Origin of the sequence: Aliivibrio salmonicida LFI1238 (genome assembly GCF_000196495.1) — a bacterium.
Taxonomy (GTDB): Bacteria; Pseudomonadota; Gammaproteobacteria; order Enterobacterales; family Vibrionaceae; genus Aliivibrio; species Aliivibrio salmonicida.
This window is the reverse complement of record NC_011312.1, coordinates 211349-236503: the sequence shown is the minus strand read 5'-3', so window position 1 is coordinate 236503 and position 25155 is coordinate 211349. Positions and strand designations below refer to the sequence as shown.

At 39.1% G+C, this 25155-nt stretch carries 26 protein-coding genes and 1 pseudogene; 17 read left to right on the top strand and 10 right to left on the bottom strand.

The window, feature by feature from the left end:
* Positions 1–153: 153 nt before the first annotated feature.
* The 4 genes from greB to coaBC form a co-directional block, all read right to left on the bottom strand.
* Positions 154–621, bottom strand: coding sequence for a transcription elongation factor GreB (greB, locus tag VSAL_RS01250; protein ID WP_012549074.1), 468 nt, complete (start codon positions 619–621; stop codon positions 154–156).
* Between the two features lie 35 nt (positions 622–656).
* Positions 657–1595: a Kdo(2)-lipid IV(A) acyltransferase gene (locus tag VSAL_RS01245; protein WP_044583157.1), complete on the bottom strand. Its 939-nt coding sequence runs from the start codon at positions 1593–1595 to the stop codon at positions 657–659.
* 58 nt (positions 1596–1653) lie between these two features.
* Positions 1654–2244 carry a nucleoid occlusion factor SlmA gene (slmA, locus tag VSAL_RS01240; protein WP_012549072.1) on the bottom strand — a complete coding sequence of 197 codons (591 nt, stop codon included), beginning with the start codon at positions 2242–2244 and terminating at the stop codon, positions 1654–1656.
* 223 nt (positions 2245–2467) lie between these two features.
* Positions 2468–3688, bottom strand: coding sequence for a bifunctional phosphopantothenoylcysteine decarboxylase/phosphopantothenate--cysteine ligase CoaBC (gene coaBC / locus VSAL_RS01235; RefSeq protein WP_012549071.1), 1221 nt, complete (start codon positions 3686–3688; stop codon positions 2468–2470).
* 215 nt (positions 3689–3903) lie between these two features.
* Between coaBC and radC the strand changes: the two genes are divergently transcribed.
* From radC to VSAL_RS01205, 6 genes are all read left to right on the top strand, one after another.
* On the top strand, positions 3904–4578 hold the full coding sequence (radC, locus tag VSAL_RS01230; protein WP_012549070.1) for a RadC family protein: 675 nt from the start codon (positions 3904–3906) through the stop codon (positions 4576–4578).
* 195 nt (positions 4579–4773) lie between these two features.
* The gene (gene rpmB / locus VSAL_RS01225) at positions 4774–5010 is read left to right on the top strand and encodes a 50S ribosomal protein L28 (RefSeq protein WP_012549069.1); all 237 of its coding nucleotides are present in this window, start codon (positions 4774–4776) and stop codon (positions 5008–5010) included.
* Between the two features lie 13 nt (positions 5011–5023).
* Positions 5024–5191, top strand: coding sequence for a 50S ribosomal protein L33 (gene rpmG, locus VSAL_RS01220; RefSeq protein WP_012549068.1), 168 nt, complete (start codon positions 5024–5026; stop codon positions 5189–5191).
* A 264-nt stretch (positions 5192–5455) separates the two neighbouring features.
* The gene (locus tag VSAL_RS01215; RefSeq protein WP_012549067.1) at positions 5456–5914 is read left to right on the top strand and encodes a hypothetical protein; all 459 of its coding nucleotides are present in this window, start codon (positions 5456–5458) and stop codon (positions 5912–5914) included.
* Between the two features lie 187 nt (positions 5915–6101).
* Complete coding sequence (mutM, locus tag VSAL_RS01210; protein ID WP_012549041.1) at positions 6102–6920, top strand: bifunctional DNA-formamidopyrimidine glycosylase/DNA-(apurinic or apyrimidinic site) lyase; 819 nt, start codon at positions 6102–6104, stop codon at positions 6918–6920.
* A 36-nt stretch (positions 6921–6956) separates the two neighbouring features.
* Positions 6957–8936: an LTA synthase family protein gene (locus tag VSAL_RS01205; protein WP_012549040.1), complete on the top strand. Its 1980-nt coding sequence runs from the start codon at positions 6957–6959 to the stop codon at positions 8934–8936.
* Between the two features lie 43 nt (positions 8937–8979).
* On the opposite strand, the gene coaD is transcribed toward VSAL_RS01205, so the two are convergent.
* Genes coaD through VSAL_RS01185 form a run of 4 tightly spaced genes read right to left on the bottom strand, consistent with a single transcriptional unit; the run spans position 8980 to position 12344 of the window.
* Entirely contained in the window at positions 8980–9468 is a 489-nt protein-coding gene (gene coaD / locus VSAL_RS01200; protein WP_012549066.1) for a pantetheine-phosphate adenylyltransferase, read from the bottom strand.
* A complete protein-coding gene (locus VSAL_RS01195; protein ID WP_044583156.1) occupies positions 9461–10489 on the bottom strand; it encodes a glycosyltransferase family 4 protein in 1029 nt (342 codons plus the stop codon). The genes coaD and VSAL_RS01195 overlap by 8 nt, the downstream gene beginning before the upstream one ends.
* A 2-nt stretch (positions 10490–10491) precedes the next feature.
* On the bottom strand, positions 10492–11274 hold the full coding sequence (locus tag VSAL_RS01190) for a glycosyltransferase family 2 protein (protein WP_012549064.1): 783 nt from the start codon (positions 11272–11274) through the stop codon (positions 10492–10494).
* Complete coding sequence (locus tag VSAL_RS01185; RefSeq protein WP_012549063.1) at positions 11274–12344, bottom strand: glycosyltransferase family 9 protein; 1071 nt, start codon at positions 12342–12344, stop codon at positions 11274–11276. Before VSAL_RS01185 ends, VSAL_RS01190 begins: the two co-directional genes overlap by 1 nt.
* A gap of 375 nt (positions 12345–12719) precedes the next feature.
* Between VSAL_RS01185 and VSAL_RS01180 the strand changes: the two genes are divergently transcribed.
* The 7 genes and pseudogenes from VSAL_RS01180 to VSAL_RS01150 all read left to right on the top strand — a co-directional run bounded on the left by VSAL_RS01180 (position 12720) and on the right by VSAL_RS01150 (position 19614).
* Positions 12720–13424 carry a 3-deoxy-D-manno-octulosonic acid kinase gene (locus VSAL_RS01180; protein WP_012549062.1) on the top strand — a complete coding sequence of 235 codons (705 nt, stop codon included), beginning with the start codon at positions 12720–12722 and terminating at the stop codon, positions 13422–13424.
* Between the two features lie 47 nt (positions 13425–13471).
* Positions 13472–15310, top strand: a complete 1839-nt coding sequence (locus tag VSAL_RS01175) for a DUF3413 domain-containing protein (protein WP_044583366.1) — start codon at positions 13472–13474, stop codon at positions 15308–15310.
* A 21-nt stretch (positions 15311–15331) separates the two neighbouring features.
* A complete protein-coding gene (gene rfbB / locus VSAL_RS01170) occupies positions 15332–16423 on the top strand; it encodes a dTDP-glucose 4,6-dehydratase (RefSeq protein WP_012549060.1) in 1092 nt (363 codons plus the stop codon).
* The gene (rfbA, locus tag VSAL_RS01165) at positions 16423–17307 is read left to right on the top strand and encodes a glucose-1-phosphate thymidylyltransferase RfbA (protein ID WP_012549059.1); all 885 of its coding nucleotides are present in this window, start codon (positions 16423–16425) and stop codon (positions 17305–17307) included. Before rfbB ends, rfbA begins: the two co-directional genes overlap by 1 nt.
* Positions 17307–18206: pseudogene (rfbD, locus tag VSAL_RS01160) on the top strand (dTDP-4-dehydrorhamnose reductase). The gene rfbA and the pseudogene rfbD overlap by 1 nt, the downstream one beginning before the upstream one ends.
* Positions 18207–18216: 10 nt before the next feature.
* Positions 18217–18774, top strand: coding sequence for a dTDP-4-dehydrorhamnose 3,5-epimerase (gene rfbC, locus VSAL_RS01155; RefSeq protein ID WP_012549058.1), 558 nt, complete (start codon positions 18217–18219; stop codon positions 18772–18774).
* Entirely contained in the window at positions 18775–19614 is an 840-nt protein-coding gene (locus VSAL_RS01150) for a glycosyltransferase family 2 protein (protein WP_012549057.1), read from the top strand.
* On the opposite strand, the gene VSAL_RS24205 is transcribed toward VSAL_RS01150, so the two are convergent.
* Positions 19601–19849: a GNAT family N-acetyltransferase gene (locus tag VSAL_RS24205; protein WP_083799305.1), complete on the bottom strand. Its 249-nt coding sequence runs from the start codon at positions 19847–19849 to the stop codon at positions 19601–19603. The genes VSAL_RS01150 and VSAL_RS24205 overlap by 14 nt on opposite strands.
* 6 nt (positions 19850–19855) lie before the next feature.
* Entirely contained in the window at positions 19856–20314 is a 459-nt protein-coding gene (locus tag VSAL_RS01145) for a GNAT family protein (RefSeq protein ID WP_044583155.1), read from the bottom strand.
* Between the two features lie 82 nt (positions 20315–20396).
* Between VSAL_RS01145 and rffA the strand changes: the two genes are divergently transcribed.
* The 4 genes from rffA (at position 20397) to VSAL_RS01125 (ending at position 25134) form a co-directional block, all read left to right on the top strand.
* On the top strand, positions 20397–21539 hold the full coding sequence (gene rffA / locus VSAL_RS01140; protein ID WP_012549056.1) for a dTDP-4-amino-4,6-dideoxygalactose transaminase: 1143 nt from the start codon (positions 20397–20399) through the stop codon (positions 21537–21539).
* Entirely contained in the window at positions 21536–22657 is a 1122-nt protein-coding gene (locus tag VSAL_RS01135) for a hypothetical protein (protein ID WP_012549055.1), read from the top strand. The genes rffA and VSAL_RS01135 overlap by 4 nt, the downstream gene beginning before the upstream one ends.
* Before the next feature lie 117 nt (positions 22658–22774).
* The gene (locus VSAL_RS01130; RefSeq protein ID WP_012549054.1) at positions 22775–23965 is read left to right on the top strand and encodes a UDP-N-acetylglucosamine 4,6-dehydratase; all 1191 of its coding nucleotides are present in this window, start codon (positions 22775–22777) and stop codon (positions 23963–23965) included.
* Positions 23966–23988: 23 nt separating this feature from the next.
* Positions 23989–25134: a LegC family aminotransferase gene (locus VSAL_RS01125; protein ID WP_012549053.1), complete on the top strand. Its 1146-nt coding sequence runs from the start codon at positions 23989–23991 to the stop codon at positions 25132–25134.
* Positions 25135–25155 lie beyond the last annotated feature (21 nt).

Sequence of the window (25155 nt, the reverse complement as noted above, 5' to 3'; positions counted from 1 at the left end):
GGCTGTTTGTTTTAACTAGAGACTATACGTTTCACTAACTAGAAACTATAAGAGCATGTATGGCTGATTTGGGAAGTACCGTTTTAATTGGTTCATGCTTTTTCTTTTATAGTTTCTAGAGCGAAGCGTTCTAGTTAGCGCAGCGTATAGTTCTTAGTATTTTATCGAATTCACAAACCATTCTTTATCTCCCTCCGGCGTTTTTACAATCGCTTCTTCATCCACTTCCTTCTTAATCAGCGCTCGCGCCATAGGAGAATCAATCGAAATGTAATCATGGCGGCCAAAAATTTCATCAGGGCCGACAATACGAAAAGAGAGGGTGTCGCCTTGTTCGTTTTCAATCACAACGAACGCACCGAAAAAGACTTTGCCATCTTGTTGGGGGGAGTAATCAACGACTTTGACTTGATCCAAACGCTTACGCAAATAGCGCACTCGACGGTCAATCTCGCGTAGGCGTTTCTTATTGTATTGGTAATCAGCGTTTTCGCTACGATCACCTAAGCTCGCCGCCCAAGTCACTTTTTTGGTGACTTCAGGGCGATCTTCCTTCCATAGAAACGTGAGTTCATCTTGTAGCTTGTTAAAGCCTTCACGTGTGATTAAATTGGTTTTCATCTTTCCCTAGTTTAACTCCGAAATAATGCATACGATTAATCGTAACGAATGCCTTTCTTAATGCTTGGATCTTCCATGGTTTTAAATCGTTTATGCAGCCACATCCATTGAGGAATACCACGAAGAATGACACGCTCAACGGCTTGGTTCATTACTGTCGCAACGCCAGTGGGATCATTCTTCGGCAATTGGTCGCTGATGTCATGATCAATATTTAGATGATAATTATTGTAGGTTCTAAATCCTGATGCAGTGATGACCGCACATTGACTCGCACTGATTAAAATATCAGTGCCAATGGTGGTGCACGCATCTGGAACAGCAAAGAAAGGCACAAACACCGATTTATTTCGATTGTAGTCGTGATCTGGTAAATAACAGACTCGCTCGCCATTACGTAACTTACGAATCATGCCTTTTACGTCTTTACGATCGATGGTTTGATTTCCGTGACTCGTGCGGCCCCAGTACTGAATAAAGTCATAAGCTGGGTTGTTGTGAGGACGATAAACGCCGTAGCCAGGAGAGACAGCTGCCATTGCTCGACAAGTTAACTCAAGGTTGAGGGCGTGAACAATAACGACCAATACGCCTTTTTTTTCTTTCTCAAAATCCAATAGATGTTGAACATTCTCGTAGCTAAAGTGTTTTTCTATACGCCAATCTGGCCATACCCAAGCCATAGCTGTCTCGAATATTGCTAACCCTGAGTTTTTGAAGTTTTCGATAACGATGGCTTCGCGCTCAGAAGGGGTCATTTCAGGAAAAGCCAATTCAAGATTGCGACGAGCGACATGAGCGCGAGACGTACTTACTTTCAATCCTAGAAACCCTAACCCACGAGCGAGTTTATAGGTCGCTTTATACGGTAAAATAGTGACGATGGTGAACAATAAACCAAAGCCAAACCAAACCCCCCAATATTTAGGATGCAGAAGGGAGTAAGAGAATGTAGGGGCTTGATATTTAGACATCATAATCCTATTTGAAAAACACCAATCTAACGAGCAATGCGGTTAGATTGGGTTGGATTTATTGGATCTGAGCACTTAATAGTGCCCAATACTCATTAAAATTTGCGGTTGGCTGATATTTGAAATCAGATCGTACAAAGCGACAGAAGCTGCCTTCCACTTGACCAACAAGTTGTGCAGCAAGAATCCCCTCATCAACAGGGAATGCTTTACCTTCACGAATCATACGCTCACGTAATATCTGTTTAAATTGCAGTTCGATACGTTCGAATATTTGGTTAATTCGTTCACGAAGACGTTCATTTTCAAACATCAATGCGTGACCTGTCATAATTCGAGTTAACCCCGGATTACGTTCAGCAAACGCCAGTAGAAGTTTTAATAATAACTCAATACGTTTTAAGGTATCTTTTTCATCTTCTATAATTCGATTGATGCGAGAGAATAGAGATTCTTCAATAAACTCAATCAACCCTTCAAACATTTTTGCCTTGCTTGGAAAGTGGCGATATAACGCTGCTTCGGATACACCCACTTGTTTAGCAAGTTTTGCGGTAGTAATACGTGAAGCGCCTTCGTTAGATTCCAGCATTTGTGCTAACGATTGTAATATTTCATCACGACGATTTATTTTTTTTGTTGTCGTCATTGTTGTTCCTTTGTCTTTTTTATTTGATGGTTCTGAAACTAGAAACTAGACCGCTTCGCTCCTATAAGAGCAAAGCAGGTTTCAGTTTTCAGGGGTACTTGCTCTTGCTTCTATAGTTTCTAGTTAGCGTAGCGTATAGTTTCTAGTTAGCGTAGCGTATAGTTTCTAGTGCTTTTCTTGAACCCTGAAACCTAAGTGTCCTGAATCCTGCTCTTACTAGTCTCTAGTTAGCGCAGCGTATAGTCTCTAGTCTCTCAACTATTTCCAACATAATCGCCTTACCCAACTCTGACTTCGCCGTTAACGGTAAAGCTTTATCGCCGCCTTTCCAATACAGATGAAGCGCATTGTTGTCGCTATTAAAGCCTTGTCCTTGAATTGAGACATCATTAGCGCAGATCATATCTAGATTCTTACGCTCTAACTTACCACGAGCATACTTTTCTACCTCTTGCGTTTCTGCAGCAAAACCAACCGTAAATGGTCGTTGTTCAGTCATTGCAGCAACGGATGCAACAATATCAGGGTTCTTCACCATTGTGATGGTCATACCGTCATTATCGGCGGTTTTCTTCATTTTTTGAGTGGCAACTTGGCTTGGTCTGAAATCAGCCACCGCAGCACAGGCAATAAAGAGTGAATGAGATGACGCGTTACTCATCACTGCACTATGCATTTGTTCTGCGCTTTCAATATCAATACGCTCAACATTAGCAGGAGTAGCCAAATTTACAGGGCCACTAATCAAGGTGACTTTTGCGCCTAGTTGCGCGGCGGCTTCTGCAATCGCAAACCCCATTTTTCCTGAGCTGTGATTTGAGATGTAGCGAACCGGATCAAGTGCTTCACGAGTTGGACCTGCCGTGATTAATAAAGACTGGCCTTCTAGTGCTTTTGGTTGAAAAAAATCTTCACACAAATGCACCAGTTCCATTGGCTCAAGCATTCTGCCCATACCAACGTCACCACAAGCTTGTTGACCCGCAGCGGGACCCCAAATATGCATACCACGACGAGTCAGCGTCGCAATGTTCTCTTGAGTCGCTAGATTGGCGTACATTTGTTGATTCATCGCTGGGGAAACCGCAATAGGAGAATCCGTCGCAAGCACTAAAGTACTTAATAAATCATTACCCATGCCAGCAGCCATTCTTGCGATTAAATCGGCGGTAGCAGGAGCCAGTAATACGATATCGGCCCACTTAGCTAATTCAATGTGTCCCATCGACGCTTCTGCCGCAGGATCTAATAAACTGTCAGCAACAGGGTGCCCAGAGACGGCTTGCATTGTCAGGGGGGTAATAAACTCTTTGGCTGCGGTTGTCATCACAACACGAACCTCAGCGCCGCGCTCGATAAGTCGACGAGTGAGCTCTGCACATTTATAAGCAGCAATGCCGCCACTAATACCAAGAAGAATACGTTTTCCTGAGAGAGATGCCATGACGCGACTTACCTTTAAGTGATTCACCATTAATGCGCTAACCATATCATAATTTTTTTTCAGAGTGATGCACTTCAATCTCTTGATGCAAGTAAATGAGCAAAAACATAATTGCAATCAAGCTTTGAAGCAGGCCGAAGGCTAGGGAGAGAGAAGGGTAAGGCCAGGGGATTAATTGTAACCTGTATGAATATTAATCATTACATGAGTCGTTTATGTCTTTAATGAATCTGCCAGAGGAATCCCGTCCAAGAGAGAAATTACTCGCCCTAGGGCCAAAGTCATTAACCGATGCTGAGCTGTTAGCCATTTTCCTTCGCACTGGTATTAAGGGAATGAATGCGATTGAGTTGGCCGATAAGCTACTAAAAGAGTTTGGCTCTCTAAGAAAATTATTGGGTTCGAATGAAAATGAATTTTGCAGCCACAAAGGATTAGGCACGGCAAAATTTGCCCAGTTGCAGGCCGTTGTTGAAATGACAGAGCGATATTTATTTGAAAAGATAGAAAAGGAAGATGCGCTCACCAGTCCGGAACACACCAAGCGTTATCTTACGCGAATATTAAGGGACCGACATCGAGAAGCGTTCTATGTTCTCTTTCTTGATAACCAACATCGAGTACTAAAAGGGGAGGTGTTATTTGAAGGTACAATTGATGCCGCTGCGGTCTATCCAAGAGAAGTTGTAAAAAGATCGATAGATTATAATGCAGCCGCCATCATTTTAGCGCATAATCACCCATCTGGTGTCGCAGAGCCAAGTCAAGCTGACAGAAGGATAACAAAACGTATCTCAGATGCAGTTGAATTGGTGGATATCCGAGTCCTCGATCATTTCGTGATTGGCGATGGAGAAATAGTCTCTTTTGCCGAAAGAGGATGGATTTGAGTGTTTTTTTTAGCAATTGAATAAAAAAAACACAAAAAACAGTATAAATGACCCTATTGGGTCTTGAGCAATGCGCATTCAGTTAGTATAATGCGCGACCTTTGATAGCCTTGAATTATTAATTTCTTTTGAAATTTTTTGTGGTTTTTTGCCACCAAGGTGATATCGAGCTGAAACGATTTGGAGAAGACAGCAATGTCCCGAGTATGCCAAGTAACTGGTAAGCGTCCTGCAGTTGGTAACAACCGCTCACACGCAAAAAATGCCACCAAGCGTCGTTTTCTGCCGAACCTACAAACTCATCGTTTCTGGGTAGAAAGCGAAAAACGCTTCGTTAAACTTCGTCTTACCGCTAAAGGTATGCGTATCATTGATAAGAAAGGCATCGATGTCGTTCTTTCTGAAATGCGTGCTCGTGGCGAGAACGTTTAAAAGGATCTAGAAAATGGCTAAAGGCGCACGTGAGAAAATCAAGTTAGTATCAACTGCTAACACTGGTCACTTCTACACAACTGATAAGAACAAACGTAACATGCCTGGTAAAATGGAGATCAAAAAGTTTGATCCTGTTGTACGTCAGCACGTTCTTTACAAAGAAGCTAAAATCAAGTAATTCTATTACTGATTGCAACTTTGACATATTGAAAACCCAGCCTTGTTGCTGGGTTTTTTTTTGCGTTAAAATCAGGGAAAGGACTAGAAACTATACGCTTCGCTGACTAGACTGCTTCGCTCCTATAAGATCAAAAGCGGTAGAGCTAGAGTTCAGATCGCTACGCTTGCAGAATTCAGAGGCACTTGCTTTTTCTTTTATAGTTTCTAGTTAGCGAAGCGTATAGTCTCTAGTTTCAAGCCACTATAGCCTTAAAGGAGTTTTATGAAAAAGCCATCACGCCGTAAATACAATAATATACTAATGATAGCCGTCTTAGTCTTCATTGGCGTCCTACAAGCCCCACAGTTGATTAAAACCTACCTACTCGAACCAGAACAACAAGTAGACACAGTAACAGGCGTACAGCCGTTATTTGAAGGTAGTAATACCATTCAAAAAATGCATTTTGCAGATTATGATCCTGCTCCCGATACGTCAGAGACAGTTAGCCAATTGATTGAACATTGGTTTACTCTGCAAGGTACAGTACTGAATGAAGAGTCAGTAAAAGTACTCAAAACCAAATTACCAGCACCAAGTACGGTAGAAGCGTGGCTAGAAAAGCAAGAAGAGCCGCAGCGTATTACAATTTACCAAGCTCCGAATTTCTGGATGATGCAGAACTGGCAGGGTGAATGGATAGCGGTGAGTGGAGAAGAAGGGTATTTGTTTAGAAACTAGAGACTATACGCTTCGCTAACTAGAAACTATAAGAGCAGGTACGGTTGAAGTGGTAGGATAATTGGTTTCAGTTGTGTTCGCTTTTTCTTTTATAGGAGCGAAGCGGTCTAGTTAGCGCAGCGTATAGTTTCTAGTCTCGTTGCGATCATCTCTGAACGCTAAGGATTTATTTTTAAAAGGATCAAAAATGCCAGAACTACCAGAAGTCGAAACCAGCCGATTAGGAATAACACCACACCTACAAGGTCAAACTATCAAAGCGATCACAGTCAGAACAGAAAAGCTGCGCTGGCCGATCCCACAAGAGCTACAAAAACTCGTAGGGCAAAGAATTCAATCCATCCGCCGGCGTGCTAAATATTTAATGATAGACACCCCAGAAGGCACAGCCATCATTCATTTAGGTATGTCTGGTAGTCTACGTATACTCGATGAGGCGATCCCAACAGCAAAACACGATCATGTCGATCTTGTTTTAGATAGCGGTAAATTGCTTCGTTATAACGATCCTCGTAAATTTGGTGCTTGGCTATATTCTGAAGTAGGCGTTTCACATGACGTGCTTGCCAAGCTTGGCCCAGAGCCACTTACCGATGTATTTAATGTGGAATATCTAGCAGAAAAAGCAAAGAATAAAAAAATCGTCGTAAAACAGTTTATTATGAACAACACTATTGTGGTGGGGGTGGGGAATATCTACGCCAGTGAATCCTTATTTATGGCAAAGATAAATCCTAAGGCACCAGTAGGTACATTGACGTTAGCCCAAATTGAACGATTAGTATCTGACATTAAAAAAGTACTAGAGACGGCTATTAAACAAGGTGGAACCACCTTAAAAGACTTTAACCAAGTCGATGGTAAACCGGGATATTTTGCACAAGAATTGCAAGTTTACGGACGAGCAGGAGAGGCGTGCTTAATTTGTCAGTCATTGATCCAAGAACAGAAAATAGGGCAAAGAAATACGTTTTGGTGTGAAAAGTGCCAACCTATTAATCAGTAAAATAGTGATCAGAATACCAATAGAAAAGAGATATAGATGAGCTTTCAACAAAACTTCAAACAACTCAGTAGAACCATATGGTTATCTGTTTTTATTGCCACAGCCATCATGTCTGTAGGTCGATTAGTCTTTCTTGCCAATATTGGTGACATGGCAGAGCTTACACATCGCGGCGGGGATCTATGGCGTGCTCTATTTACAGGCTTACGCTTTGATTTAAAAATAGTGGTTATTGGTTTTGTCCCCTTATTGCTCATTGGTCTAGTTCTCGCTATTTTCCCAAAAGCTTATCGTTTCTTTGTAAGAATAATCCCTTGGTACGCAGGACTTATCTTTTTTATTGTTACTGGTTTCTCCATTGGTAATTACTATTACTACCTTACCTATGGCAATTACATTGATGTATTTATCTTTGGATTAGCGGACGATGATACCAAGGCTGTATTAGCCAATGCTTGGGCTGATTATCCTATTTTCTTGTCGTTTATTAGCAGTGTGATAGTCGCTTTCTTCTCTGCAATCATTGTACGTAGTGCAGTAAACAAAATGCAGCAATGGGAATGGAAATTACAACACAAAGGAATTATTTCTGTCTCTGTTTTTGTGATGATCTTGACGATATTCTTCTTTGCGCGAGGCACATTAGGTTCTCATCCATTAAAGCGTTATCACGCGCAAATTTCTGATTATAAAGTGCTTAACAGCATCACTCCGAATGGATTGATCGCACTTGAGTGGGCGAAAAGTGATTATAAAAAACAGAATAAATTTCACTCAGTAAATAAAGTGGATCTTGAAGCTCAGTTTACTAAGGTTGTTGGTAACTCAACTGGCCAGTTTACGACGCCTTATAATGCTTATTTAGCTGAGAACAAACCTCATGTTGTGATGGCATTAATGGAAGGAATGGGAACTAATGTTCTTGTTGAAGATAACTATCCAGAAAATGACTTATTAGGAGCATTGCGACCAACCTTTGAGTCTGGTTTTGTTTTTAAGCGATTTTTAGCTGAGACTCCAGCGACAATTAATACGCTGGTGAATATGTTAGGGCAAAGTAATGTTCCGACGATCAGCCATTCTTCAGCTCAAAAAGTAGAAGTCGCAGCAGCGGCAGCACGTCCTTATAAAGCTGCAGGGTATAAAACGATTTTTATTACTGCTACCAATGGCATGTGGCGTAATGTTGCTAATTATTTACCATCACAAGGCTTCGATGAAATATTAGATGAAAATGCGATTTTAAAAGCGTTTCCTGAAGCAGAAGCGTTTCGTGGTGAATGGGGATTATCGGATGAATACGCTTTCAAACTAGCAGAAAAAGAGCTAAAAGAAGCGACTCAGCCACTTATGATTTACATCTTAACCATTACAAACCACACTCCTTATGAAGTACCAGAAAATTATGATGTAAAACCACTTAAGGTGAGCGAGCGTTTATTAGAAAGAATGGGGTCAGGAGAAGAAGAAGCGACGCGATTACTTGAAACTTATCAGTATGCCAATAACGCATTAGGTGAATTTATTATGGATATAAAACAGTCACCACTAGGAGAATCAACCCTCATAGCCGCGACGGGTGATCATAAATTAAGAGGGTTTACGATGCAGTACCCTGATGATTTAGCGATCATCAATGCTGTGCCATTTTATCTGTATGTGCCTGAAAAAATACAACACCAAGTGCCATATATCTATAATGAAAAAGTTGTAGGATCGCACAAAGATATCTTCCCAACCTTGTATGCATTCAGCTTGTCAGAAGCGACATATTACAGCTTAGGTGGAGAGAATATGTTGAGCACAACAGACACAAACCGATTTGGTTATAATCCTGAAATGACGTTGATAGAGCAGGGGATATATATGAATAAGCAGCCAGATCGATTATATCCATGGGTATCAGAGGTGGCGATAACTCCTGAATCGATTTCAAATAACGGCAAGCTTTTAGATAAGGATTACCACACATTGCAAACCTTATACATCAATAGCCAAGTAAAAGGCGTTCATTAATTGTAATCATAGGCCACTTATTTGAGTGGCCTTTGTTTGGGCATTAAACTGGTGACTTTACTTTATGTATTAATGCTTGATTTACCACAGAAGGAACAAAGGCTTCCACACTTCCCCCATGCAATGCCACTTCGCGAACAATGGTCGAAGAGAGAAAAGCATACTCTTCAGAAGGCGTAAGAAATACACTTTCTAACTCTGGCATTAACTTACGATACATACTAGTTAAGCCAAATTCATACTCAAAATCCATCGTGGTTCTTAAGCCTCGGACCAATAGGTTTGCTTGTTTCTGTCTTGCGAAATCCACCATTAGTCCAGAGAAACCCTCAACGGACACGTTTGGCAGATCCTGAGTTACTTCTTGCACTAATTGAACGCGCTCATCGAGCGTAAATAAAGTATTTTTACTTGGGCTGGCCGCTACCGCCACAATAATGTGTTCAAACATGGCCGCAGAGCGTTTAATTAAATCTAAATGCCCATTAGTGATTGGATCAAAAGTGCCAGGATAAAGCGTTAATTTAGTCATGTTGTAAAGCTCGTTGGTAAACCTTGAAATACAGAGCCGCAGTATGCTCAATCATAAAGGCGGTTAATTTTTCCCACCCACCTTCAATTAAGTGCTCTTTTAGCGTGGCATTATTAGCTATTTTTTCAATGTGTTCTGCCAGTTCTGTAGAGTTACCCGGCTCGATAAGTAGCCCTGATTTTTCATGTTCGATAATGTTAGGGATCCCTCCTGCACGCGAACCTATAGCAGGAAGGCCTGTACTCATGCCTTCTAAAATCACAGACCCGAGCCCTTCAGTATAAGAAGGGTGGATCAACAAATCTGCAGCCGCAAACCAGTCACCCATATTATGTTGACGACCCATAAACGAAATATTAGTTAATCCTGAAGCTTGCTTTTCTAGTTCACAGCGTTGTTTCCCATCCCCCAATAAACAGATATGAACACGAGGATCTTTCAGTAGCATTGCGGCGTTAACGGTGACATCAAACCCTTTATGAGGGATCATATTACCGGCTTGAATAACCAAAAATTTATCCTTAAATCGCTCCCTAATATTCGCGACTTCAGAATGATTGATCGGATAAGTAACCGGTGAATCAGGAATCGTCATAATATGTTGTTGCGGAAGGCGTTGTCGCACTACCTCAGAAACACAAGTACTGATCCCAACAATGGCCGCTGCATTTGAATACGCAAAAGTAGTGAGCCATTTTTTCTTAATAGGATTATCTAAACGTCGAGTAATGATATAAGGCGTTTGACTTACTTTATGTTGAAGTGCAGCCCAATAGATAGCATGCCCCTCATGAACATGTAAAACCGCGTCTTTCGGAAGAGAAATCGTGTGACCTAGTAGATAATGTCGAACAGTAATAACTTCGCAGCCTAAATCTGATATCGCGTTATAAAAAGGGCTGTTAGTTAGAGCAATCACTGCGATATTTTGCTTCTCTTTTAGATGTTGCTGGATGAGTGCGAGGGTTTGCTGTTCCCCGCCACTGAAACCACGAGCAAGATTAACATGATAAATTTTCATCATTATTCCTTGTTTGCTTTATTGTAGTCTCGTAGCCATAGATCAGCGTAACGATTGAACGTCACGCTAGCGCTTAGTGTTGCAAGTAGTAATCCGTGGCGGCCATCTAAAAAACCACGCTTTAAAATATACATACGGATAAAACAAAAGAATCCATGAAGAAAAGCACCACTGAGTGAGCCTTTCTTTTTTCCTTCGCGTTGGTCGACCCAAGATTTTATATACATGACATTTTTTGCATTATATTGCTGCAAAGCATCGTATGTGAAATGTAATAAGCGACCAGTTAAAGCGTTAACTTGAATATGGTTTGGAATAACGACACTTTCATGCACTAGAGAGTCGCTATATTGAGTTTCATCAGTTTTATATAAACGAACAACCCAATCAGGAGACCAACCAGAGTGCTTAATAAATTTCCCAAACGCAGAGCTTGAGCGATTTATTTTATATGCGGTCTTTGTCTTGTTTGCTTTCACGGCAGCTAAAATTTCAGTTTTTAACTCTGGAGTGACTCTCTCATCGGCATCAAGCCATAATACATAATCTGAGGTAACGTGCTGTTGTGCTAATTGACGTTGTTTGCCAAACCCTGGCCACTCTTTATTTACAATAAATTTATCAGTAAATTCACGAGCAATTGTTTCAGTTGAATCAGTACTTCCTGAATCCATTATCACAATTTCATCAACCCAATCAGCAACGGTATCAAGACAGGCTTTTAAATGTTTTGCTTCATTTTTAACAATAAGCGCAACCGCTAAGGTTGGAGAGGATGTTGTCATTATTTTTTCCCTTCTTCGGTGCTGTTTAGGATGATTTCCAGTTGCTGAAATGAGCGGGCAACCATATCAAGCGTTATATCTTGCATTATATGCTCGCCTTTAACGCGAGTGCTCCATTTTAGCTCATTAACAGGCTTATTTTGTTGTTGCGTTACATGTTGTTCATACACACTCACCACATAAGATAAGCTATTATATGGCCCCGTGCGTTTAGGATTACTATGGCCATATAAGCCAATAACTGGTGTGGCTTGTGTTGTAGCGATATGTGCTGGGCCTGAATCCGGTGCAATTACTACCGTGGCTTTTTTTAATACTGCGGTTAACTGTTTTAATGAAGTCTTACCAATTAAATTAATAAGTGGAGAGTTGGCAAGTGATTCAATACTGTCACCAAGTTGCTTTTCACGATCACTTGGCGAACCACAAAGTACCACTTGGTAGCCTTGTGTGGTTAACCAGTCAGATAATTGAGCATAGCGCTCAGTCAACCAATTACGCTCATCCTTACTGGCAGCAGGGGAAATCACCACATACGGCTTTTCTGCTGGAATATGTGAATTCACAAACGAAAAGTCATCGTCAGATAATGGAATATTCCAGGTTGGTTCACTTTTAGGCACACCAAGGTACTCAATAAAAGAGTAGAAGCTATCTAGAACATGCGCTGAGGCCGTATCTTCAATTTTACGATTGGTAAAAAGCCATTGACCTTCTTTGGCGCGCTTGCGATTAAAACCGACTTTATATTTAGCTTTTATACCAATAGTTAACACACTAGCACGTAACGCCAATTGCATATGAATCAGTGCATCAAAACGTTGGTTATTCAGCTGTGACCAAATTGCTTTCATCCCTTTTAATCCCAGTTTTTTATCAAACGGGATCACCGTAATACCAGGTAAATCATGAATTAATTGCGCTTCTATTTTTCCCACAATCCAAGTGATTTTGGTTGTCGGCCACTCTTTTTGAATCGCTTGAACTGCCGCAACAGCATGACAAACATCACCAATAGCAGATAAGCGTAGAATACAGAGTGAGTTAGGGGCAGAAGTGAATAAAGCCATAAAGATGTTTACCCAAAAAGAATGAGGTAGAATTATGCTATTAACGTTCATAAATGTAAAATGGCAGAGCAAGAAAGAGACTAGAAACTATACGCTGCGCTAACTAGAGGCTATAAGAGCAGGGTTCAGGTCTCAGGATTCAGGGGTACTTGCTTTTAGCTCCTCCCCTTTATTGATATAGCTACTTAGCTATAAATGTTGATATAAGGGGAGGTTGGGAGGGGTTGCTGGCGAGAAACTATACGCTTCGCTTCTAGAGACTATAAGAGCAGAGTTTAGAGGCATTTCGCTCTTGAACTTATAGTTTCTAGAAGCGAAGCGGTCTAGTTAGCGCAGCGTATAATCTCTAATGTTTAATATTGGAGTACCTGTAACATGCAAAAAATCCAAACAACAAAACAAACCATTTGGTATGACGACTCAATTCTTAGTGACTCACCAGAACAATGTTGTGATCCCGACTATTGGCAGCAACAAGATAAGGTAATTGGCTCAGCTCAAGGGCGAGGAACAACTTGGTTTGTGGCATTAGATACTATGGATGCGGCACTGCGTCATTATCGCCGTGGTGGCTTGTTTGGAAAGCTAATTAAAGATCATTATATTTTTACTGGTTGGGAAAAAACACGCAGTTATCAAGAATTTCAGCTTCTCAATATTTTAATAGAAGCGGGTGTTAATGTACCAAAGCCCATTGCAGCTCGTTCGATTAAACGCACTTTTTGCTACCAAGCCGATTTGTTAAGCGAGAAGATCCCTCATGCACGAGATTTAGTGGCTATTTTACAAGAAGAATCACTATCTAAAGAAATATATCAAAAAATAGGGGCTGAGATTGGTAAGATGCACACCGCACAAGTGAATCATACTGATTTAAATATTCATAATATTTTAATTGATGATAAAGAGAATGTTTGGATAATCGACTTTGATAAATGCTATCAACAAGAAGGTAGCGATTGGAAAGAAAGTAATTTATCTCGTTTGAATCGATCTTTTCATAAAGAAGTAAACAAAAGACAGATAAAATGGTCGGAAGATGAGTGGCAACACTTGTTTTCGGGCTACAACACAATTTAACCCATTTTTATTCACCCATTACAGCTGGATTCATGATTTTGAATACATTGACATTTAAACAAAAACTTCACAGTCACGGTTGGTTTATTTTAATCAACAGTCTTATTGCGATGGCCATTGCTACTCGTTATTTTGCCTTCTTGCCAGAGATCCCAACGGACATACTTGGTTTTAGTTTTATTACTTCAGGCACCTTTAGCCAAATGGTATTACTAGTGGGATTAATCGGTCTGGTTGCTTTGCCTGCTCTAGCAATTCGTCCTGCAAAAATACGTAATGGGTTGCAAGCATTAATCGCCTCTATTTGTATTGCGACGTTATTTATTGATATCTTAGTGTTTGCTCAATACCGATTCCACATTAATGCCGTTGTTCTTGAATTGGTGCTTTCTGGTCAAGTAGTAAGCTTTCCACTCATTACATGGGTAACGGTTATTGGTGGAGTAATTGCTCTGGTTGTTGGTCAATACCTTTTGATCTCTTGGTTAGAAAAACCAGCCGCAATAACTCAGCACAAATTGGGTCGTAAATTTGCACTTATAACGTTCTTCGCATTATTAGCAACCCACGGAATTCATATTTGGGCTGCAGCGAACGCCTACCAACCCGTGACAACAGTAAAACGTTATTTACCTGCTTTTTACCCTGCAACATCAACAAGCATGATGAAAAAATATGGCTGGGTAAATGAAGAAGCCATTGCTCAACAAAAAGCGATGAAGCTAAATCGTAAAAGTGATTTAAATTATCCGCTTGCACCATTACAAAAAGAAGCGGTTGAAAAGCCAATTAATATTATGATTTTGACTGTTGATTCATGGCGCGCAGATACCTTTAACGCAGAAAATACGCCAAACATGTGGGAATACGCGCAATCAGGCGTGATTTTTAATAATCACATCGCAACAGGTAATGCGACACGTACGGGTATCTTTGGATTGTTCTATGGCATTCCAGGCACGTATTGGCACGGCTTCTTAGCTAACCAGAAAACACCTGCGTTAATTGATCGCCTACAAGAACTCAATTATGACATGGGAATATTCACAGCAGCACAGCTAGAAAAGCCTGAATTTAACCAGACTGTCTTTAAAAACATTCCAAATTTACGCATTAAATCAGAAGGTGGCTCGCCATCAGAACTAGATAAAGATCTAACTAAAGATTGGCTAGAGTGGTACAGCAAGCGTGATACCTCTAAACCTGCATTCTCATTCTTATTCTATGATGCACCGCATGGGTATGATTTCCCTAAAGATTATGCACATCGATATGAGCCAATGCTAGATGAGATTAATTATTTAGAATTGAGTAATGATAGCGATCCAACGCCTTTCTTTAATCGCTATAAAACGAGTGTACATTTTGTTGATAGTGTAGCAAAACAAGTATTAGATAAACTAAAAGAAACGGGTGATTTAGAAAATACGTTAGTGATTATTACGGGTGACCACGGTCAAGAAATGAATGATAACCGCATGAATTTCTGGGGTCATAATAGTAACTTTACAGACGCTCAGGTGAAGGTTCCGTTTGCTATATTTGGGCCAAAGATAAATGGTAAAGCGTTAGATTGGACGGCAGATGATTTAACTAGCCACCAAGATGTCGTTCCAACCTTGATGAAAAACTACTTAGGTGTAACAAACAACATTAAAGATTACTCAGTAGGTGAAGATCTATTAGGCAAGCATGTTGATCGTAATTGGATCATGACTTCAAACTACAGTGGTTATGCAATTATTGATAAAGAGTCGATTTTAGAAGTTGGTGCAACAGGACAATATCAATTGTTAGATAAGACTAACCGTCCAATGAAAGATGCTGAATTAAATTATCAACATCTTCAAGAAGCATTAGAGCAGATTAGTCGATTTAGTAAGTAGATTTTAGATTAAAGGATAAATATGAATATTTTAGTCACCGGCGGCGCAGGTTTTATTGGCTCAGCAGTTATTCGCCACATTATCAGCAATACATCAAACTCTGTCATCAATGTTGATTCTCTTACCTACGCAGGAAATCTAGAGTCTTTGAGTCAGGTTGAAGCATCAGATCGTTATTCATTTGAACACGTTGATATCTGTAATCGCACTGAACTTGACCGTATTTTTTCTGAATATCAACCTGATGCAGTCATGCACCTAGCTGCTGAGTCACATGTAGATCGCTCAATAGATGGCCCTGCTGCGTTCATTGAAACTAATATTGTCGGTACTTATACTTTACTTGAAGCAACGCGTGCCTATTGGAATTTGTTAGCTGATGATAAAAAGCAAGCCTTTCGTTTTCACCATATATCAACGGATGAAGTGTATGGTGATTTAGAAGGTACAGATGATTTGTTTACCGAAACAACCCCTTATGAGCCATCAAGCCCTTATTCCGCGTCTAAAGCTTCTTCAGATCATTTAGTTCGTGCATGGCAACGTACTTATGGCCTACCAACAGTTATTACTAATTGTTCAAATAACTATGGGCCATATCATTTCCCTGAAAAGCTGATCCCATTAATGATTTTAAATGCCTTAGAAGGTAAGTATTTACCTGTTTATGGCAATGGAATGCAAATTCGAGACTGGTTGTTTGTAGAAGACCATGCTCGCGCGCTATATAAAGTCGTTACTGAAGGTGAGATTGGCGAAACCTACAATATTGGTGGTCATAACGAAAAAGCCAATATTGAAGTAGTTAAGACCATTTGCTCATTACTTGAAGAGTTAGTGCCGAACAAACCTGAAGGTGTTGCTCAGTACCTTGATTTAATTACCTACGTAACAGACCGCCCTGGTCATGATGTTCGTTATGCTATTGATGCTTCAAAAATTGAGCATGAATTAGGGTGGAAACCAGAAGAGAGCTTTGAATCAGGGATCCGAAAAACCGTTCAATGGTATTTAGACAATAAACAATGGTGGTCACGCGTCCTTGATGGGTCTTATGCAGGAGAACGTTTAGGCGTATCAAGTGAACAGGTTGTACATAAGGAAATTAGATAATGAAAGGGATTGTTTTAGCCGGAGGCTCAGGCACACGCCTATATCCATTAACTCGTGGAGTATCAAAGCAGTTATTACCTATTTACGACAAACCAATGGTGTTTTATCCGATATCGACATTAATGCTCGCCGGTATTAAAGATATTTTAATTATCACTACTCCAGAAGATAACGCAGGTTTTAAACGCTTATTAGGCGATGGCTCTGATTTTGGGATTAACCTTGAATACGCAATTCAACCAAGCCCTGATGGTTTAGCTCAAGCTTTTATTATTGGCGAAGAGTTCATTGGTGATGACCCAGTCTGCTTAGTACTTGGTGATAATATTTTCTATGGTCAATCTTTCTCTAAAACGTTAAAGAATGCGGCTTCACGTGACTTAGGTGCCACCGTATTTGGTTATCAAGTAAAAGACCCAGAGCGTTTTGGTGTGGTTGAGTTTGATGAAAAAATGAAAGCAATCTCAATTGAAGAAAAGCCACTAAAACCTAAATCGAATTATGCGGTGACAGGATTATACTTTTACGATAACCGCGTAGTTGAAATGGCAAAACAAGTTAAGCCTTCTCATCGTGGTGAGCTTGAAATTACCACGCTTAATGAAATGTATCTTAACGATGGTTCTCTTAATGTTGAATTATTAGCTCGTGGCTTTGCGTGGCTAGATACAGGGACTCATGAGAGTCTGCATGAAGCCTCTTCATTTGTGCAAACCATTGAGCATATACAAGGCTTAAAAGTGGCGTGTTTAGAAGAAATATCATGGCGTAATGGTTGGTTATCAGATGAGCAAATATTAGATCTCGCAACCCCGATGATGAAGAATGAGTATGGCCAATATTTAACCCGATTAATTAACGATAATAAACAGAAAGAATTATAATGCTAAAGGTCCTTATTACAGGTGCAACCGGGCAAGTCGGTAGTCATTTAACTCTCTTATTAACGGGAAGAGCTCAACTGCTCGCGGTCGATAGGTCTGAATTAGATATCACCGATGAGAGTGCTGTGAACGCTATAGTTACAGAATTTCAGCCTGATTTTATTATTAACGCAGCAGATCATACCGCCGTTGATAAAGCATAAGAGTAAGTGGAAAGCTCTTATGCGATTAATGAACTCGGTCCTCGTTATTTAGCACAAGCTTCTGCACAAATTGGAGCAACCATACTTCATATTTCTACCGATTATGTATTTGAGGGAAATAAGCAAGGTTGCTACAGTGAAACCGATGTCACAAACCCACAAGGTGTATATGGGCTGAGTAAACTCGCTGGCGAAAAAGCAGTGATAGCAGAAAATGCTAAACATATTATTTTAAGAACGGCGTGGGTTTTTGGTGAGCAAGGTAATAATTTTGTCAAAACTATGCTGCGTTTAGGGGCTGGTCGAGAGGCATTAAGCATTGTTGGTGATCAATTTGGTGGGCCAACTTATGCAAAAGACATTGCGGCCACCTTAATTAACATCATGATGCAGCTAGCAGAGAACACAGCAGAAGTAGATGAGAATAAGTATTATGGTATTTACCATTATTCAGGCTTACCTCATGTAAGTTGGTATGAATTTGCCCGCACCATTTTTGCAAAAGCCCAAGAGCAAAAAGTACTAGATTCAATACCTACACTCTGCTCTATTTCAACAGCTGAATATCCGACACCGGCTAAACGACCGACAAACTCAACGATGAATACCTCTAAAATTACCGATACTTTTAGTATTCAAGCAAGTAACTGGACTACGGCCTTGGATAATCTTCAAGTTTATAAAGATAAGGGATAAGAAACGAATCATGAACGTTATAGATACCAATATTCCTGATGTAAAAATATTCGAGCCAACGGTGTTTGGGGATGAACGTGGGTTTTTCATGGAAACATGGAGCCAGAAGAAGTTTGAAGAATTAGTGACGGGAAAACCAACTCAGTTTGTACAAGATAACCATTCAAAATCTAAAAAAGGGATTTTGCGTGGCTTGCATTACCAAACAGAAAACACCCAAGGGAAACTAGTACGTGTAGTTTCAGGAGAGGTGTTTGATGTAGTGGTTGATATTCGTGAAAATTCCCCAACCTTTGGTCAATGGGTTGGCACTTATCTTTCTGCTGAAAACAAACATCAACTCTGGGTGCCAGAAGGCTTTGCTCATGGTTTTTATGTGACAAGTGAAGACGCTGAGTTTGTCTATAAATGCACGGATTATTATAACCCAAAATCAGAAATCTCAATTGCTTGGGATGATAAGGCTATTGGTATTGAATGGCCAATCACGACTCCACCTCAATTATCTGAGAAAGATAAAAATGCGATGATATTATCTCAAGTCACACCCATAAAGCAGGAGGACTAGATGCTAAAACCAAAAGCCTCTTTAATTATTGCATTTTATAACAATACAGTATGCTTAGAGTTAATATTTAAAGCCTTATCTACTCAAACGGAATCCAATTTTGAAGTGATTATCGCGGATGATGGTTCAAAGCAAGAAGCTATTGATTTCATTAATACCCGTAAAGAATCCTTACCTTTTACCGTTAAGCATGTGTGGCATGAAGATAAAGGTTTTAGAAAGAATCGTATCCTTAATCATGCAGTGCTCAAATCCAGTAGTGATTACTTGATCATTATTGATGGTGATTGTATCCCAGAAAAGCACTTTATTGAGGATCACTTTAATAATGCAGAAAAAGGGCGTAGCTTAAGTGGTCGTCGAGTTGAACTCCCAGAGCTGTATACTCAACGAGTTATGAATAGCGTATCTCCAGGAGCATTTTTTAGTGAAAATAAGCTAGAAATTTTAATACGGTACATGTTATCTAATGGAGATAAACAAACAAAAGGTCGCCATATTGAAAAAGGCCTTAGATTTGCTAAGCTGTGGCAACAATCTCTGTTTAAAGGAAAGAAAGCCAAAGCGATTTTAGGTTGTAACTTCTCATTATTTAAAGAAGATTTATTAAAAATAAACGGCTTTGATATGAGATATGAAGCGCCAGCAGTAGGTGAAGACAGTGATGTTGACTATCGACTAAACTTAGTCGGTGTTACCAATAAATCTCTCAATGGACTTGCCGTACAAATCCATTTGTACCATCCATGGTTAGATAGAGTTTCGGGTAATTGGGATATTCTCAGAGATACCATGAAGCATGAGAGGTATTGGGCTGATAGTGGTATTAATGATTGTTAAGAGCCTTATAAAGCCAAATAGAATAATTTTTTACTTGAAAATTATTCTTAATATATAAATTGATCGCTGGTAAATTACTAGTTTGTGTTGCGACTGTAAAACAGTGGCAACCTTTCGATGAAAAATAATTTGATGCATGGTCTAAAAGCTGAGAAGCAACACCTTTGCCTCTAGCGTATTCAGAGACCCCAATTAAACCTATTTGGCCTGAATTACCGTTAACTTTTAGAGTTATAAAGCCTTAGATAGAGTGATTTGTCTTATCTTTTAGTAGATAGCAAATATCGTCAAATGTACCATGAACTGCTTTTTTCACCCATTCAGTATAGAAACGTATCTTTTCTTGTTGTGAGAACCATGGGGACTTAAAGCGAGAATATTCATATAAATTATCTATAATATCATTGAGTTCAGGAAGATCTTGAGGAATCGCTGGTGTGATATTTGTATTAGACAATATTGTAGACTCTGTTGGTTGTATTTGTTTGATAAAATCAAGTTCCCCTTCACAGTATGAATATCCTAGTTCACATAACTCATTGATTTTATATGAATCTTGATTTTTTATTTTAGTTGTTATTAAGCAGTTAGTATTATTGTCATCTTTTAGAATATCGATACTACTTTTCCCATTTAAATCTATATCATAAATAGGTTTCTTGAAAAAATTAGAGTCCCAAACGCGTTTTTTTAACTGCATGATCATTAAGCCTGTTAGATAAGTTGAAAAATAATTTATGTTATAGTAAATAACATGTTTTACATAGCCTCAGAGTATTTTTATGATTCCATTTAATAAACCACCAGTAACAGATAATGAGATTTCATATATTGATCAAGCAATTAAAAGTGGTTGTCTTGCCGGAGATGGACATTTTTCAAAAAAATGTGAAACCTGGTTTGAAAATGCTACTGGAGCACAAAAAACCTTGTTAACACCTTCATGTACTCACGCATTAGAGATGGCAGCTCTTCTTATTGACATTCAGCCTGGTGATGAAGTTATTATGCCAAGCTATACCTTTGTTAGTACTGCAAATGCTTTTGTCTTAAGAGGTGCTAAAATTATTTTCGTTGATGTTCACCCTGAAACTATGAACATTAATGAGAATTTAATTGAAGCTGCAATAACAAAAAAAACAAAGGCGATTGTTCCTGTTCATTATGCTGGTGTTGCGTGTGAAATGGATCTTATTATGAGTTTAGCTCATAAGTATTCATTATTCGTAATAGAGGATGCTGCTCAAGGGGTAATGTCTACTTATAAAGGAAAAGCGTTAGGCTCTATTGGCCATTTAGGGGCTTTTAGTTTTCATGAAACTAAAAATTACACCAGTGGCGGTGAGGGGGGACTATTGCTTATTAATGACTCTAGATTTATAAAACGAGCAGAGATACTAAGAGAAAAAGGAACAAATCGTAGTCAATTCTTTAGGGGGATGGTAGATAAATACAGCTGGGTTGATGTTGGAAGCAGTTTCCTTCCTAGTGAAATTCAATCGGCTTATTTATGGGCTCAATTAGGTAGTGCTGATAAAATTAATAAAAAAAGATTATCTGATTGGTTGTTTTACTTTAATAAACTACTTCCATTTCAGCATGAAGGTTTAATCGATTTACCTCATATACCGGAAGAAGTAAAACACAATGCTCACATGTTCTATATTAAAGTAGAAAATTTAGAGGTTAGAACTCAAGTTTTAAATAAACTTAAAGATCGAGGTATATTAGCTGTATTCCACTATATACCATTACATAGTTCTATCGCTGGTCTTCAATTTGGTCGTTTTCATGCTGAAGATAAATATACAACCGAAGAAAGTGAACGATTGTTAAGATTGCCAATGTTTTACAACTTGTTAGAAAGTGAGAGAGAACTTGTGTGCAATGAGTTAATTAAGATTCTAAAGGAAATTCAATCATGATAGACATCAAAGATAAGCATGTTTTTTTTATCGCAGACAATGATCGATTTTTCTATTTATACGCAGATGCTTTAATTCATAGAGCTAAAATTTCTCCTGAATCTTTAGTTGTTATTGTTTTTCCTATGCTTGGTCATATGGATAATCTTAATAAAATAGAGCAAGTGACATATGCTCAAATTAACCCAGAAGTGATAGCATCGGCATTAGATGCAAAAACTATTACTTTTATGTCGTTACATAAAGGTAATTCATCTTATGTTAAGCAAGTTCTAGAATTAAACGAAAGCATTGTGGATAAAGTGCACATTTTTCTGGCAGATGATGAAGTAGATCGTTGGGGGAGAGTATTTAAGAAACACGACAATATTGTTGAAGATAATAAAGCTTTAATTGGTAGAGATGATATTTGGGTTCTAGGGAAGATAAATAAATTTATTGCTCATAAAAAAACATTTGAGCAAAAACTGGTAACACTGTTGAAGCGTGAAACGATAGAGTTTATAGATGCAGGGGTGATTTTTGATACGTTGCCTACGTTAGAGTCTGAATGCCTAAGGCAAGCATATATTAAGAATAAGATAGTTGCAGACTCTGAGAAAAAAATATTGATCGGTACCAAGCAGAAATCATTTGATTTGAGAACTATAATATCGATTATAAAAGAATGTACAGCTGTGTTGGGTGATGAGTATAAATTTCTAATATTGTGGCATAAAAAACAGAGAAAAGAGCGTATGTTTCTTGATTTACATTTGATCTATTTGAGGCATATAAAAAGGAAAACGGTTGATGTAAGCTATGTCACCGCTTTGAATCCTTTAGGTTATACAGCATTGGTAATGTCATGCTCTCACATCATATTGCAAGGACGAGGTGGTGCAAGTACCGCAAGACAATTTATCAAATGGGCTGGTGGTATTGTGTGTATACAAGAAGATACGGCTAATAATTTTGGGTTTCGAGATGCTTTAGGCTTGGATATACTTAGTTTTGAATCAAGTAAAGAGCTAGCAAGTAAAATTAAAGAAGAGAAAATATCTTTACAGCTTAATGCAGAAAGAACTCAAGATGAAGAGAAGCGTTCAATTCAAGAGTTATTTCGCTTATATAATTGAGCGTACTTTTTAAATGCTGAGTAATTATTTAAATGCAGGAAGTGTAGATTATCTAATTCGATTAAATATCTCTATTCCTTTCCCCTATAGTATGAAAATTGTATAAAAGTGGTAACCATGAATCCAATTCTATCCCTTATCGGTCGTACCGATGCCTTATTTACACAAGATATTGCTAGCCATGAAGCTGAACTATCTCGTATCGTCTCTCAATCTCGCTTCCTTGTTCTCGGTGGTGCAGGATCAATCGGCCAAGCGGTGACAAAAGAGATCTTCAAGCGTAACCCTCAAAAGCTACATGTTGTTGATATCAGTGAAAACAACATGGTTGAGTTAGTGCGTGATATTCGTAGCTCATTTGGTTACATCAATGGTGACTTTCAAACTTTTGCATTAGATATCGGTTCTATTGAATATGATGCGTTTATCAAAGCCGATGGCCAGTATGATTATGTATTGAATTTATCTGCACTTAAGCATGTACGTAGTGAAAAAGATCCATTCACTTTGATGCGTATGATTGATGTAAACGTGTTTAATACTGACAAAACAATTCAACAGTCAATTGATGCTGGCGCGAAAAAATATTTCTGTGTCTCTACCGATAAAGCAGCAAATCCTGTCAACATGATGGGTGCTTCAAAGCGCATTATGGAAATGTTCTTAATGCGTAAGAGTGAAAAAATGGCTATCTCTACCGCTCGTTTTGCGAATGTGGCTTTTTCTGACGGCTCTTTGCTTCATGGTTTTAATCAGCGAATTCAAAAGAACCAACCGATTGTAGCGCCAAATGACATCAAACGTTATTTCGTTACTCCACAAGAGTCAGGTGAACTGTGTTTAATGTCGTGTATTTTTGGTGAAAACCGAGACATCTTCTTCCCTAAATTAAGCGAAGCACTGCATTTAATTTCGTTCGCAGATATTGCGGTAAAATATCTTAAGCAAATTGGTTATGAACCTCATTTATGTGACAGCGAAGATGAAGCTCGCGAATTAGCTAAAACATTACCTGCTCAAGGTAAGTGGCCATGTTTATTTACCTCTAGTGATACTACTGGTGAAAAAGATTTTGAAGAATTTTTCACTGATAAAGAAACACTAGATATGGCGCGTTTTGATAATTTAGGCATCATTAAAAATGATCCACTTTATCAACAAGAGTTACTTGCGCTATTTGAACAAAAAATAGGTCAAATGAAGTCAGATCGTCAGTGGACTAAAGAAGAAATCGTACAATTATTCTTTACCATGATCCCTGATTTTGGGCACAAAGAAACAGGCAAGTACCTTGATAGCAAAATGTAATTAAGAAAGTGGAGACCAAAGTAATGAACAAAACACCACTAGTTGAGTTTGTGCGAGATATTTATCAAACTAATGACTTTATTCCACTGCATGCCCCAACGTTTGATGGCAATGAGCAGAAGTATGTTCTAGAAACCATTCAAAGTACTTTCGTATCTAGCGTTGGTAAATTTGTAGATGAATTTGAACAGAAAATAGAATCCTATACAGGAACAGCAAAAGCGGTTGCGACGGTTAATGGAACAGCTGCGCTTCATGCTGCCTTGTATATGGCAGGCGTTCAGCATGGTGATTTTGTTATTACTCAAGCGCTTACTTTTGTTGCAACCTGTAATGCATTGCATCACATGGGTGCAGAACCAATCTTTGTCGATGTATCACCTGTAAGCTTAGGGCTTTGTCCTAAAGCGATGGATGAGTATTTAACTCAACATGCACAAGTTACGGAAACGGGGTGTATTCATTCACAAACTAAACGTCCAATTCGTGCGGTTGTACCAATGCATACCTTTGGACACCCTGTCGAATTAGATGAATTGATTGCCGTTTGCCATAAATGGAATATTACCTTAGTTGAAGATGCAGCTGAAAGCTTAGGCTCTTTTTACAAAGGTAAACATACGGGTACGTTAGGCGATTTTGGTGCGGTTAGTTTTAATGGTAATAAGATCATTACAACTGGTGGCGGCGGTATGGTGCTATGCAAAACGGCAGAGCTTGGAGCTCGAACAAAACACGTTACTACGACAGCAAAAGTACCACATCCTTATGAGTTCTATCATGATGAAGCCGGTTTTAACTATCGAATGCCGAACCTTAATGCAGCGTTAGGTTGTGCTCAGATGGAAGTATTAGAACCATACTTAGCTCAGAAGCGAGTATTGGCAAATCGTTATCAAGATTTTTTTGCTGAAAGTGATTTCCAATTTGTGTCTGAGCCTGAATATGCACAGTCAAATTATTGGTTAAATGCAGTGATTTGTCCGTCAGTAGACGCGCGTAATGATATTTTAAAACAAACCAATGAATCAGGTGTAATGACTCGCCCAATCTGGCAATTGATGCACCGTTTGCCAATGTTTAAAGAGGCACCTCGTGGTGATTTAACTCAGTCTGAATATATTGAAGCACACTTGATTAATTTACCTAGCACGCCTGTTGCACTGTAGCTGTAATGAAAGACAACAAAG